Genomic DNA, 15,073 nt, shown 5'->3' on the forward strand with positions numbered 1-15,073 from the left:
ACAAGAAAGCTTTAAAAAAAAGATTGACTGAAATAAAGAACTGTAAATCAATAACTAAATACTGTTATTTAATCACCAAAAAATCAAAAAGGTAACCAAGAATACAGTAATTATCATGAAATTGAATGAATTCGTCCTAAATTTAGAAGAAAGGCCCTATTCAAAAACTAAAAAAAAAGAGGACAATAACCCTAAATCACTGATTATGTGATTATTATTAATGTAAAAATATGACATAAAAATTTAAAGTATAGGTTGATGTTGAATTGTTATGCTAAAATATCACCAATGCAAGAAAAAATCAAAAATCGAATGTTTTTTAACTAAAAATTAATGAGTTGGAGCATGAAATTCCTTAGCCAATAATTGACTAAGGAATTTCTATACCTACTGACGCTCTTCTTATTCTGCCGGACTTACTTCCAGCACCAAAGGATCAATTTCATATTCGATTCCGGAGTCTACCAATATAACACCACTAATCAATGGTGTCACAAACTTCTCACTTTCAAGTGCTCCAGTAATAATATCCTCGGTAGCATCATCATAAGCAATGCCCACTTTTATGGTGTAAGAAGATGGAAACAAATGGGTAAAGATGAATTGATGGTTAACCGTTTGACTGGTGAGTTTTAAAGTTTCCCCTTCAAAAATTTGCACGAAAAATTCCTCCTCATATTGAATGATCTCCCCATCTTCTTCCAGCATTATGGCACCTTTGATAGCGCCTACTTCCCATAGCGTAGCGGAGGCAATTGGATCCAATTTCCAACCGTTTCCACTATTAAAGGAAACCGATGAAGGATCCATATCAATAGACATCGTATAAGAGTGCCCTTCTTTTACGACAGGATTAGTAATTTTCTTCAATTTCCAGCCAGAACTCTCTCCTGAAGGCACATTAAGCTTCTCTCCTGTCCCGGCTACAAAAATCTCATTTTCTTCCCCCAGAACTAAACGAATTTCCTTCACTTCTCCCACGGGCAGAGACAAATGTCCTAATAATCCATCAAGATGTGGATTGTTAATATTGTATCGGCCTGCCTGGTAATTTTCCACTTCATACCAAGCCTGATTTTCCCCCGTCATATTGATCCTCACCTGCTGAACATCTAACAAAATGGAATCATATTCCACAGTAACATTCAATTTGGCATTAAAAGATCCCGGGCTTTCCATAGGACTCATCCTTACTGCAACTCTTGCTGATCCGGACTCATTATCACTGCAGGAAGAAAAACTTAAAGCTAATAGCAATGCACATAAGCTTGAAAAAATTGATCTTTTCATCATAATATCTAAATTAAGTATAATTCAAATATGGAATTATGCATTGACAATTTCAACAATTCAATCGACCGACAAATATTTTTATATTTAAAGAATCATAGATTTATTAAAGATGAAAGTAAACAAAAGCCCGCACTACCGGAGAATCCTTAAAAAAGCCAAGTAGGAAATCCAGCCTTTTCATCTCTGAATAAAAAAATTATAAAAAAACACCAAAGCCTGATTCAAGACGCAATTATTCAAGTAATTTTTATTCAAATAAAGAAGATTTTATCAGCTACACCCACTACCAATTTACTATATAGGGGTGATTTGACGTTAAAAAAGAAAATCACCTACATTTACCGCAAGTAAGTAATACGCTAAATCTGCACTTTTTTTGATATCGAATTTTATTCCCACAGGACAAAAAAAATCCCGAAAAAATTTTCGGGATTTTTTTTATATCTTCAAATATACAGGAATATTACAATTGAATTACCGAAAGTACAATTGGTTCCACTTCATATTCAAAGCCGGCATCAATAAGAATGACCCCGGTAGCGCCTACCGTAATCAATTTATCTTCTCCATATTCTGCTTCCGTTAAATCCCCATTTTCATCGATAGCGGCTGCAGCCATGACCTCATATTCACCCGTCAACAAACCGGTAAAAACAAATTGACCATTAACAGTCTCAGTCGCCACCAATAAACGGTCTCCTTTATAAAGCTCAACAAAAAACTCCTCCGGGTAATCACCAGCACCCTCGGTATCTTGCACATACACCATACCCTTTATTGCGCCCACCTCTAAAATAGTGGCAGAAGCAACCGGATCTAACTTATAACCAATCCCATTATTGAATGAGATAGACTTAGGATCCAAATCGATCGCCAAAGTATAAGCACGGCCTTCTGAAATAATCGGATTGGTGATATTTTTCAATTTCCAACCGGAAGATTGCGCTGAAGGCGTCTTCAAATCAAATCTTTCGCCGCCAACGTAGATATCATTTTCTTCTCCCAAAACCAGGCGAATTTCCTGAATTTCTCCTGCAGGCAAAGCCAATTCGCCTAATAAGCCATCCAAATGAGGATTATTGATGTTGTACTGACCCGCATAAATATCTCCGATCTCATACCATCCCGCTTGCTCTTCGCCGGTCATTTTTATACGAACTTGTTGGATATCCAAAAGAACAGAATCATATTCCACTTCTTTTGCTCTAAGGTCCATACCTTCCAATTGCTCCATGCTGTTCATCCGAACTGCAATTTTTGCGGAACCATTGTTATCTGTAGCGTCATCGCTTTTACAAGAGAACAATGAAGTGGCCAATAAGGCCAATGTTAGGGTTTTCGATAAAAAGTTTCTCATCTTATTAAATTTAAATAGCAGCCCAAAATGCTTGAAATTTATGGTTTTACCAACTCCAATTCGATGGCAAAACAAGACGTCCCCTATCCAAATTTATCACTGATTTGCAAGCCAAAAAAAATCCCCTCGAATTTCTCCGAGGGGTTCATCACTGATTTTTGCTTACGCTTAACGTAAGGTCAACTTTTTTCCGACCAATTTGTACGACTTGCCAAATGAATTTTGAAGGTCCTTAAGCACACCGGTATTAATTGCCCTTAAAGAGATCTCTTCCCGCAAAGCTTGTATATGGGCTTTTTGTTCAAGATTTCCCTGATCCCAATTCATTTGCCTATTGTACATCAGAATCAATTCTTGATCTGACAAATGTACCAATCGCTTGGATTCGGCCTGTCGGCTCTGCTCAAATGTGGCCATAGAAATAATTTGATTGTTGATGATTCAAATTTCTTCAAGGACAATAAAACACGACATCCCTTGAAGATTTAGCATCAATCTAAGCGATTTAATAGGAATCCGCAAATAGAATATGACGAATGTTAGGACAAAAACAAAGTATACTTAGTTTTTTGGATAAATGAATCAAAGCCCTTATTCCACTTCTAAGCCCTGCTTTTCAATGGTGTCTATTTCGTTGTTTTCTTTCTCAACCCGGGCCTCTAACACCTTCTTCAAATTGTTTAAACCTGTCTGTAACTGCTCCCCTAACATTTCTTCCATATTCATTAAAGGCAAAAGCAGATTCATGGGATAAGGCATTTTACCTTCAAAGCCCCAAACAACAGCGGTTTGATTTTCGGAAACCGGTTTAGTCTCCATAAAAGCATTATCTTTGGCTTCGAAAGGTTCGAAAAATTGAATTTCATAGTCGATGCGCTGTCCTTCTACCATGGAAACGATGGTTTGTTGCCCCCGGCCCACATCAGGGTTTTGACTATCCCAGGTGGAAACAAATCCAACGGTGCCATCCTCCCCATTATAAGTATGGTGCTGGTCCGGATCCATTTTTTGCCAAACACTATATTCCTTTTGGTGCTTCAAATATTTGACATAATCAAAAACCTGCTCCACAGGCTTTTTTATAAGCACTTCTCTGGAAACTTTGTATTCTTTTTCCATGAACAAGGCAAAAATTAAGGGTATTGCAATAAACAAAACAATGATCACTCCAAGGATCTTCAAAAAGGTCTTCATAATTTTTAAGTTCTGAGGTTAGAAAAATGGTATAAATCATATAGAGCTCCTTTAATTATTGGGGGAACCGTACGGCAGCAACAGGAGTTCCATATTTTTTTTGCATTGTAAGTTTAATAGATAAACACAGTCACGTTATGTTAAATACATTATCATTTGAACACTACTGTAAATTCGGCGCCTTTATTAGGCTGACTTTTCAAATGAACACTGCCCTCCATTGCTTCTACCTGCCGCTTGATCATATACAGCCCCATGCCCTGGCCGGTACTAATCTCATGCATTCTACTGCCTAATTTAAAAAGCCGATCTTTAAATTTGTCCAGATCAATACCCAGACCATCATCTTTTACCACAAGAGCAATTTCTTTCTCCCCTCTTCTGGATGCTGAAAGAATGATCTTACTATTTTGATCTTTTAGTCCATATTTTAAAGCATTCGAAAATAGATTATAAACAATTGACTCTAAATAAGCAGGTATTACCCTTAGCTGAATCTCTGAAGCAATATTAATTTCCCACCTTTTCTCTTCCATTTTAGCCTCCTTCTGACAAAAATCTACCATCCTATTCACCACCTCTAAAAGATTAATGAACTTCATTTCCTGTGGATCAAATCGCTGTTCCACGTGTAAAATGTCTGCAATATTTCGAATAGTGGTATCTAACTTCATGGTCACCTGCTTCATAAGGTGCACATATTGCTTTTCTTCCGGATTTTGAATTAACAAATCCGATAATCCCATTAGGTTCGCTACAGAGGAGCGGATATTATGAGAGGTAATAAAGGCAAAATCTCTTAAACGTTCATTTTGGTCCGTGGTCGTTTTTAAAAACCGCTCAAATTCGCGCTGCTTATCCATTAAACGGGTAACATCACGACAAATAATAATGGAATAAAGAAAAACACCTTCCTGCTGGTAAATGGGTGTGGCTTCTACCTCCAGCCAATAGGGCAAACCATTTTCTACCTGAAAAGAAAGGATTTTCTTAAAGGGCCGTCTTGCCTTTAATGCCAGATCCAGGGATTTCCAATCCTTACTTTTCGCATCCCCCTTCGAGAGTAATTCACCCGGCAGACTCCCCAATAAGGTTGCCGCAGGCTGCTCCAATACCTTAAAACTGGCCTCATTTCCCCAGGTGACTTTCCCCTTTTCATCACAAATCAGCATTAAATCGGATGCTTTTTGCGCCACCAGGGCCAGCATTTCGATCTCCTTTTCCAACTTCACTTCCTCTGTAACATCCTGAAGGATTCCATACCAGGAAACGGAGCCATCCTCCCCTTTTTCTGGTTGAGACACCAAACGATGATACCGGAATTCCCCGGATTTCAATTGCAACATACAGGTTTGACGAAAAGGCCTCAAATTCTCCATAGTCGCTTTCCCCAACGAAATCATTCTACTCCTATCTTCCGGAATCAAAAGATTAAAGTAATTCATGGCATCAGCCTGACAATCCTCAACCGTTAAGCCTGGTACCAAATCCCTGAGATTTTCACTCACAAAAGGAAAGGTAAAGGTCCCGTCCGCCATAAGTTTTAAAACATAAAGCGTACCCGGAACAGAGGCCATCAGCTTTTCGAATTGTTGCTTGGTATGCCATAAATCCTCCCTGAGATGAATGGTTTCGGAAATATCAAAGGCCAATCCTCCAACAACGGTTTTACCGTTAGGAAGCTGGATTGGAAACTTATATTCTTCTAAAAATATTTCAGAACCATTTTTAAGATATTGCCAAATAAACTTGGTGAGCTTCACCCCTTGTTTCAGTACCTGTTCATCCTGCTCCTCCAACTGCAAAGCCACATCAGCAGGAAAAAGATCAATTGCCCTTTTTCCGTTAATTTCTTGTGGGGAAAGCTTTAAAAATTCTGCGGATTTAGGATTATTATAAATATGAATTTTTTCATCATTTTTCATATACAGATAGGCGGGTATCTGTTCTGCAAAGGTTCTAAATATGGTGATACTTTCCTCTAATTCGATTTGCATTTGCTTTAATAATGAAATATCTGTGAGCGTCCCCGACACAATTTCAGCTATCCCCCTTTCATCCCTTTGCACCACTTTACAGGTGCTTAAACACCATATCCAATTCCCGGATTTATGTCTTACTCGAAATTCCACCTGAAAAATACTAGCATCTCCAGCCAAATGCCCGTTTAAGAGTAAATTTAGCATCGCTCTATCCTCAGGATGAATACTTTTTGTCATTTTATCCCAATCAAAGGAAGACAACTCCCCATTCTCATAGCCCCGAATTTGTTCAAAGCGTTCATCCACTAAAATCAAGCCTGTTGCCACATCCACCTCCCACACCCCTGTGCTGGTTAATTTTAGGATTTGTTGTAGCTTATCATTCTCTTTTCTGTAAGCCTCCTCTCGTTGTTTCCTGACACTAATATCTCTCGAAACCGCCACTAAATACCCCTTCCCTGAAATTTTCTGATAAGTGACAGAAATCTCTACCGGAACAGACTTACGCTTTTTAACACTGAAATTCCTGCTTTCGCCTACCCATTTACCTACTCTCCTTACTTCTTCGACGTGCTTTTCCCACTCCCCCGCTACTTCAAACAAGGGTTCAAAATCTTTCACAAAATATTGATTTACTTCACTTTGCGGAATCTCAAGTCTGCGAGAAGCAACTTTGTTAATATACACCAGGCGGCCACTTTCATCCGCCACCTGAATGGCGTCAATGTTTGAATTGACAAACCCCTCTAACAATAATAGCCGATCAAATTCAGGAATGGAGATTGAAGCATTTAGATACTGGGGTGGAAACTCCTCCGGATTACTTTGTTTGAGCAGATTAAAAAAAAGCAATAGAGGTTGGTTAGCACTGGCATTCTGCTGTTGGGAAATTTGAAACCACTCCCAGTTTCCCTGCTCCACCTTTAATCGAAGCATTAGGGAAGAGTTCCGATCGTCTCCATGAAGCAATCCATTCCAAAGGTACAAATCAGCAGGATGTAATAGACCAGAAAATGTCAACAAATCTAAACTTGAAGCCTCAAGCCCGGTGATCTTTTGAAACGATGGATTTATCCAAACCTCCTGAGTCTCGGCCTCATACAGAAGGGCACCATCCTGACCAGCCTTTTCATAAAGTTCAAATAGCGCCTGATCTTTAGAAAGTAATTCAAAAAAAGTGGTTTTTAGAGTATGAGTTAGCGCCATATTGTAGTAGACAAAAAAATAGTCAGTAAAATTTATAAATAAAATAATCAAAATTATAACAATTTACAACTATTCGTTCGAACAAGCAAATATGAAAGGCATTCCCAATGATCTTTAGCCGAATTATGCAACGGAAGAAACCGGTGATCTAATCGAGAGGCATGTTGACAGCAAATTATAGTTGTCTTTTCATGCTTTTGATAGTTCAATTATGTAGGAGCTTACTTCTGATTCATCTGCTTTCTCGGAAAAAAAATCAAAACAAAGCATTAATCACTCTTTTGTCCCACCATTCAATTCATATGGAGTTGAATCCAAATATTTACCGCTGGATTTAGTAAGCCAAACTAAAGTGATTGATACCAAAGCTTCATAATAGATTTTCTGATTATCTAATCGTTTAAATTTTGGAGAAACTGGCTTTCTCTTCATTCCCTTGCTTCATTGGAGCAAACAAAAAATTGGAAACTATCTCTTCATTCTTCCGGCCAGGCGGCAAAACAAGAACTCAAGCATGAATAAATCGGGTGAAGATGGATGGGTTCAGTGTATTGATAATATTCATAATGCAAAAACCCGGCGGTAACCGGGTCTGTTTTTTTAAAGAAACATTTGTTTGACCAATAATTATTCACCTATTTTTTTAATAGGTATTCTCAGCCAATACTTTTTTGAGAATATTGACGTTGTTTTTGGGATTTTTATACCCCTCAAATAGGAATGAGCTTACTCCTTATTCATTTGTTTCGTTATAAAAATTCAAATGCGGGAGAAATCCATGAAATTCCCTCAACTTGCAATTACAGTTGGATTTCATCTTGCTACATTTAGCTTAACAGCGTGTTTAAAAACATTTCATCTGGCTTCAAATCAGAATGATTGAAAGCGATATTGGAAAATTTCACCACAATAGCGATTCCATTCTTTCAAAAGAATCGGGTATTGCTTCTGCAATATTTCAAATATCCGTTTCGAATTTTGGCTTTTAAACACGCTCTGAGAATTATTATTTAAATACGCCCTTTCAAGATCACAATTATTCCTGCTTTTGAAAGGGCGTAATTTTACTCCCCAACAAAATTATCTACTCTGAGATCCTTTCGTCATCATTTCCATTACCTGGTCAATGGTAAAGGAAGCGGCTTTTTGTCGGGGAGGATATTCTTTAAAGGTTTCTAAAAATTCTGCAACATAGCCCTGGGCAGGAACCATCAAAAAGACATGATCCAAATACCAATCCCAATAAGTATTAGAAGTAATAGTGGCCCTTTCGTATGGATCCTGCCTTAAATTATATAAAAGAGGGATCCGAAGGGGTACGAAGGGTTCCGCCCACACTTTTAAGGTCCCTTCCATCCGTTGTTCCATGAATATGGCTTTCCAGTCATTATAACGAAGCGCTGTCAAATCGCCATCATCCGAGAAATAGAAAATTTCCTTTCGCGGCCCTTTTGCTTGCTCTCCCATGAGATAAGGCAAAAAGTTATAGCCATCCAAATGCACCTTATAGGTCATATCTCCGGCTTTCATACCTTTCAGCAATTTATCTTTTACCGCATCATCGCCGGCAATAGCCGCAAAGGTGGGCATCCAGTCCATATGATGCATGATTTCATTACTTATCGTTCCCGGCTTAAATTTCCCCGGCCAACGCACCATCGCCGGCACGCGCCAGCCACCTTCCCAATTAGTGTTTTTCTCACCACGGAATGGCGTCATCGCGGCATCTGGCCAAGAATTCATATGTGGGCCATTATCAGTAGAATATAATACGATCGTGTTGTCGGCGATCCCCAATTCATCCAGTAAGTCTAATAATTCGCCAACATGTCGATCATGTTCCACCATACCATCACCGTATTCAGCCTGACCGGAAATACCTCGATTTTCTGCCTTAACATGGGTTCTAAAGTGCATCCGCGTACCATTCCACCAGCAAAAAAACGGCTCGCCGCTTTTACTTTTCCGGCTGATGAAATCTTTCGCCGCAGCAATAGTTTCATCATCAATGGTTTCCATTCGTTTTTTGGTCAATGGTCCCGTATCCTGAATATTGCCATCAGCACTGGATTTGATTACACCTCTAGGCCCATAACGCTTTCTAAATTCCGGATTTTTGGGATAATCCGGTAGCTCCGGCTCTTCCTCCGCATTTAAGTGATAAAGGTTTCCTAAAAATTCATCAAAACCATGCGCAGTGGGGAGGTATTCATCCTTATCGCCTAAATGGTTTTTACCAAACTGCCCGGTGGCATAACCCATTGGTTTCAAAATCTCCGCAATGGTGGGATCTTCTTTTTGCAGGCCCAGGTCTGCCCCCGGCATGCCCACCTTACTTAATCCTGTCCGAAAAACACTCTGACCGGTGATAAAACTGGATCTACCCGCCGTACAGGATTGTTCCCCATAATAATCCGTAAAGATAATTCCCTCTTTGGCAATGCGATCTATATTAGGGGTTTGATAGCCCATTAAACCCATCGTATAGGCTGAAATATTGGACTGACCAATATCATCACCCCAAATCACCAAAATATTGGGCTTTTTAGATTTTTTCTGTGCCATCGCCGGTATTACCAGTAAGGTCAGCATTAAAACAAATAAATTTTTAATTTTCATAAGGTAGGCATTTAGTTTTTAATGTAGGCTACGCCTTTAAAAGGGTGAGCATTCAATTCTTAATGAATAAAAAATGTAACTGATCAAGTTGTTATTCAAATTAAATATTTCCAATAATTAAAAAAACAGAAATCGGGCACTAAAGTTACATTAACCCCTTAGTTTACAGTGATTTATTTTCAAGGAGAAAACAGACCTCTACATTCCCCGAAAGAGCTAATGGAAAAACATTTCCGGAAAAGTCTTAGAATACCCGCATTGGTTAGCTAGTCAAAATTCCTCTCTGCTTAAAAACACTTCAAGAGACATTAAGAGCAAGTTTAAAAGCCAAAATTCGCAGCGAAAATTTGATTATTGCGGAAGCGATAAAGGATCATTTTGAGAAAATAGCATCGCTATTGTTGGGAATTTATCCAAAATCCCTCCCACAAATTCGAATTAGCAGCCAGATGGAGCCCTTTATAAACATACTCTGAGCCACTGACCAACCCATGGTGATCAGATATCTACCAAGAAATCTCGTCATGGACTAGGTTTCAGCATTGCCCAAACATTTACCCAACCTCAATTATTCACTGATAAATTTAGGATATCGCGCTGAGGAAATTGCTTTCAATACCTTATGGATATTTTACTTGTTTTTTATAGCCCCAATTAGGCTAGGCTTACTTTCGCCTCCTTTCTCTGCATCATGGAGGGTAATTTTAAATATTAAATTATCCTTTGTTTTCTCCGCCTTGCAGCTAAACGATGATTTAAGCAGGAATAATCTGGCTTAAGTAAGAATAATTCGAGATATCATTAAAAAATAGCCATCAATAATTTTTCTAATAAATAATGGCCATCCGCTTTTGGCCAGCTTCAATGGAATCCACCCCAATATTCAAATGGGTAGTTGGCTAATTTTTTTAAGGGATCGCTGAAAATATTTATAAACAGAAATTTCCCGAATATTTTTTCAACCCCTAAAAGGAAGGAAACACTTCCCCCCTCCTTTATTTTCTATCCCTTAGATTTCGAATATGAATTTATTTTTTATGAGACCGATATATTTTTTATTATTGATTATAGGAAATTTGGCTTGCCAAAGCACACCAGAAAGTCGAAAAGTGGAGGATTTTAATTTCAACTGGAAATTCCATTGGGGAGATGTCGGAGAAGCCTATCAAATGACTTTTAATGACACAAACTGGGAACAGCTCCGGCTTCCCCATGACTGGAGCATTCAATTCCCTTTTACCCAAAAAAATGCGGCAGGCGCCACCGGATTTTTACCGGGAGGAATCGGATGGTACCGAAAAAATTTTAGGGTACCTAAAACCGATCAGGGCAAACACGTATTCATTTGCTTCGATGGGGTGTACAACAATGCCGAGGTCTGGATTAATGGGCATTATTTAGGTAAACGACCCTATGGATATGTAAATTTCGAATATGAACTGACCCCTCATTTAAAATGGGGAGAAGAAAATATCATTGCGGTAAAAGCGGACCGTAGTGCTTTTATTGACAGTCGTTGGTATCCCGGATCAGGCATTTATCGAAATGTGAAATTAGTGACCACCCATGACCTTCATATTCCGATTCATGGCACATTTGTAGAGACGCTATCCATTGAGGAAGAGCGGGCAGAAATCAACATCGCCCTGGAATTGGTCAACTTATCCGCTGAAAAAGAAAATATCAAGCTCATCAATGAAGTCTGGTTTGACGGAAAAAAAATCACTCAAAAGGAAGAGAAGCTCAAACTTAAGGAGCAGTTTACACGTTCACATGCTTTAAAAATGGATATTGAGCAAGCCGTACTTTGGGATATTAGCCAACCAAAAATGTACCAGCTGATCACTAAAATTGAAATTCAGGGACAAGAGGTTGATCAATATACTACTCCCTTTGGCATTCGAACATTTGAGTTTACCAAAAATCAGGGATTCTTTTTAAACGGGCAAGACCGGATGATCAAGGGAGTCTGCCTACACCATGATGGCGGATTAGTCGGGGCTGCCGTGCCAAAAGGCGTTTGGAAACGACGACTAAAAAAACTAAAAAACGCGGGAGTAAATGCGATTCGTACGGCTCACAATCCCCCATCAGCGGAATTCCTGGACCTTTGCGACCAAATGGGCTTTATAGTCCAACATGAATTTTTTGACGAGTGGGATAACCCTAAAGACAAAAGACATAATTACAACCAGCAACAATCGGATTCTCTCACCATAGGCTATACCCGGTACTTCCGTGAATGGGGAGAAAGAGATCTGAAAGCAGTAATGAAAAGGGATCGTAATCATCCTTCCATTGTCATGTGGAGTATTGGCAATGAAATCGAATGGACCTACCCTTCTTATGGAAATGCAACGGGCTATTGGGGAAAGCATAAAACCGGCAATATCAATTATTACTGGGATGAACCGCGTCTAAACAAAGAAGAAATGCAGGACATTTTCGCACAATCAAAAAAGGATAATCCCGCATTAACTACCACTGCACAGCGACTTTCCAGATGGACCAAAGAGATGGATAAAAACCGACCGGTGACCGCGAATTTGGTAATGCCTACAGTAAGTAATTTTAGTGGGTATTCCGAAGCTTTAGATGTGGTAGGGCTAAGTTACCGACAAGCGGTATACGGGTATATGAGCCGCAACTATCCGGAAATGACATTCTTGGGCACAGAAAACTGGACCCGTTACCACGAATGGAAAGCCATTGAGGAGCATCCCGCCATGACCGGAATTTTCTTATGGACCGGCATCAACTATATGGGGGAATCCCGCTCCTGGCCCAAGAAAGGCTCCGGCAGTGGCTTATTGGATTTCGCAGGTTTTGAAAATCCTTCCTATCATATGTTCAAAAGTATTTGGAGCGAGGAGCCACATCTGTATATAACCACTCAGACTGCAGAAAAATCTCCCTATCGATTAGCAGGTAATCAAATAATGGAAAAGGAAGAGAATTGGGCGATAAGACAAAAGTGGGGATGGCAGGAAGTGAATGAGCACTGGAATTATGAGAAAGGAGCATTAATCGCGGTGGAGGTGTATACTAATCAAACAGCCATTGAATTATTCTTAAATGAAAAATCTTTGGGCATTCAAAAATTAAGCGATGTAAACGACCATATTTTAAAATGGATGGTACCTTTTCAGGCAGGAAAGCTGGAGGCCAGAGCGGTGAATGCGCCCAACATTTCGACTATTATTGAAACCGCCAAACAACCATCCAAAATGAAGCTCAACATGGTCGAAGGAGAAATCACCAAAGATCCTTATGCGGTAGCGCACCTTGAAGTACAATTGATGGATCAGGAGGGCCTACCGGTAAAACATAGCGAAGCCTATATTCAATTTGAGATTGAAGGCCCCGCAAAATTATTAGGCGTTGACAATGGCAGCCCGACAAACGTTCAAGCTTACCAAAATCACCAAATAGAAACACACCAGGGTAAAGCTTTAGCCATAATTCAGTCACAGGGAAAGGCCGGGAAGGTAAAAATCAATATAAATGGCGAAGGACTTGAACCCATAGAGAAGCACATTTACCTGAATTAAGTCAGATTATTCAACCTTCAATCCTCTTTTAGCGGCAAGGCGGGAAAAATGAAGGAATAGTTTCCTATTTCGAATTTTTTCCAAGGAAGCAGATGAATGAGGATTTTAGCATGAATAACCCGGCTTAAAACGTGTTTAAAAGCACACCATGCGGCTGCAAATTTGAATTATTGGAAGCGATTTTGGATTATGTATCAACAATAGCAATGCTATTCTCTCAAAAAAATCGGGTATCGCTTTTTCAATATTTTTAATTTTCACCACGAGTTTTGGTTTTTTAATACGGGTAAAAAAAAATGCGTTAAAACTATAAAACAGATTTTTTTATCAAATATATTGTACAAATAAACTTTAATTAAATAAGAATAAATAACTCATTCTTATTGATAAATCTTATTTCGGATAGTTTGTTATTATAACCCTCGCCTGATAAGGAGAAATAGATTAAGTCTTTTTGCATTATGTTAAATAAAATATAATAACTTTAACAAAAGTGCCAAAAGTTTAGTTGGCTCGGTGTGAAACAAACCAGAAGAATCAAAAGTTTAGACCTCCTCAAGGGGATTGTCATAATTTTAATGGCCTTGGACCATAGCCGCGATTTTTTCCATTATCAAGCCTTTCTTCATAGCCCCACAGACCCTACCCTAAGCAACCTGGCTACCTTTTTCACCCGCTGGCTCACACACTTATGTGCACCGGCATTTAGCCTGTTGGCGGGAATAAGTATATTTTTAAGCCAGCAGAAAAAAGGAAAATACCACAGCTCAGTATTCCTACTTAAAAGAGGTATTTGGTTAATATTCATTGAATTTACCCTCGTGAATTTTGCCTGGTTTTTCAATCCGACGTTTTCCTATTGGGCCTTTCTGGTCATATGGGTGCTAGGCATCAGCATGATCATAATGGCAGGATTAATTCACCTTCCCGTCAAAATCATGTGGTTCCTTTCCCTGGGGACCCTCATTTTTCATAACATTTTAGATGGACTACCAGAACCGACTCATCTAGGGGCAGCCCTCTGGCACCACAAATTCTTTCAAACACTCCCAGGGGGAGATAAAATATTGGTAGGATACCCTATCATCCCATGGTTTGCCGTGATGAGTCTGGGTTATTGTATAGGAACATTTTACAAAGCTGACTTCCCTCCAGCCAAAAGAAAAATCATTCTCTACCGAATGGGAACAGGCGCTTTACTGGGCTTTTTGGTTATTCGAGGTCTTAATGGCTATGGCAATGTTCAACATTGGAAGTGGCATGAAAGCCTAAAAGTAAGTATGATGGATTTTCTAAACCTTGAAAAATATCCCCCATCTCTCTCCTACCTGCTCGTGACCTTAGGCATGATTTTTATCCTACTTGCCTTATTCGAAAACCGAAGTTTTCCCATATTTGAAACCTTCGGCAAAGTCCCCTTTTTATTTTACGTTTTGCACCTATACTTCATACATTTACTGGCATTAATCGCCGCTAGCTTATCCGGTTTTGGATGGAAGAGCATGATTCTCAGTAGCTGGGTGAATGATAATAAAGCGCTGGAAGGCTACGGCTACTCCCTTTTTGCCGTCTATTTAGTAACATTTATAGTCGTATTGGCCCTATACCCTATCTGCCGGAAATTTCACCAATACAAGAAAAATTATCCTGATAAAAAATGGCTGTCCTATTGGTGAGGCGGAACAATAATATTGAACGCAAATCATTCATTTCCAAATTCATTTCCGCTGGTCATGCCATTCAAGCTCATCCTAATTACGGGAATTGCTCTTTGATTATTAATCACCCAAACTTAAGCAAACTAGCTTGCCCCTTTTTGAACAGCTTAGGAGGGAAAACTCATAAACGGCGACGACTCCTTCTTCCTTCCG

At 39.2% G+C, this 15,073-nt stretch carries 8 protein-coding genes; 2 read left to right on the forward strand and 6 right to left on the reverse strand.

Translation table 11 applies throughout. The annotated features are described in order from the left end of the window. Window positions 1–402 precede the first annotated feature (402 nt). The 6 genes from AAA970_RS16480 to AAA970_RS16505 all read right to left on the reverse strand — a co-directional run bounded on the left by AAA970_RS16480 (window position 403) and on the right by AAA970_RS16505 (window position 9,651). A complete protein-coding gene (locus AAA970_RS16480) occupies window positions 403–1,293 on the reverse strand; it encodes a DUF4382 domain-containing protein (RefSeq protein WP_338237987.1) in 891 nt (296 codons plus the stop codon). A gap of 463 nt (window positions 1,294–1,756) precedes the next feature. Then, complete coding sequence (locus AAA970_RS16485) at window positions 1,757–2,650, reverse strand: DUF4382 domain-containing protein (RefSeq protein ID WP_338237988.1); 894 nt, start codon at window positions 2,648–2,650, stop codon at window positions 1,757–1,759. A gap of 168 nt (window positions 2,651–2,818) precedes the next feature. Beyond that, window positions 2,819–3,067, reverse strand: a complete 249-nt coding sequence (locus AAA970_RS16490) for a hypothetical protein (protein WP_060687849.1) — start codon at window positions 3,065–3,067, stop codon at window positions 2,819–2,821. Between the two features lie 174 nt (window positions 3,068–3,241). Beyond that, window positions 3,242–3,769, reverse strand: coding sequence for an SRPBCC family protein (locus tag AAA970_RS16495; RefSeq protein ID WP_338237989.1), 528 nt, complete (start codon window positions 3,767–3,769; stop codon window positions 3,242–3,244). A gap of 227 nt (window positions 3,770–3,996) precedes the next feature. Beyond that, a complete protein-coding gene (locus tag AAA970_RS16500) occupies window positions 3,997–7,032 on the reverse strand; it encodes a PAS domain S-box protein (RefSeq protein WP_338237990.1) in 3,036 nt (1,011 codons plus the stop codon). A gap of 1,080 nt (window positions 7,033–8,112) precedes the next feature. Beyond that, window positions 8,113–9,651, reverse strand: coding sequence for an arylsulfatase (locus AAA970_RS16505; protein WP_338237991.1), 1,539 nt, complete (start codon window positions 9,649–9,651; stop codon window positions 8,113–8,115). Between the two features lie 1,037 nt (window positions 9,652–10,688). Between AAA970_RS16505 and AAA970_RS16510 the strand changes: the two genes are divergently transcribed. Together AAA970_RS16510 and AAA970_RS16515 are read left to right on the forward strand one after the other, a co-directional pair. Continuing rightward, a complete protein-coding gene (locus tag AAA970_RS16510) occupies window positions 10,689–13,202 on the forward strand; it encodes a glycoside hydrolase family 2 TIM barrel-domain containing protein (protein ID WP_338237992.1) in 2,514 nt (837 codons plus the stop codon). 518 nt (window positions 13,203–13,720) lie between these two features. Beyond that, window positions 13,721–14,878: an acetyltransferase domain-containing protein gene (locus AAA970_RS16515; RefSeq protein ID WP_338237993.1), complete on the forward strand. Its 1,158-nt coding sequence runs from the start codon at window positions 13,721–13,723 to the stop codon at window positions 14,876–14,878. Window positions 14,879–15,073 lie beyond the last annotated feature (195 nt).

Origin of the sequence: Persicobacter diffluens (genome assembly GCF_036244895.1) — a bacterium.
Taxonomy (GTDB): Bacteria; Bacteroidota; Bacteroidia; order Cytophagales; family Cyclobacteriaceae; genus Persicobacter; species Persicobacter diffluens.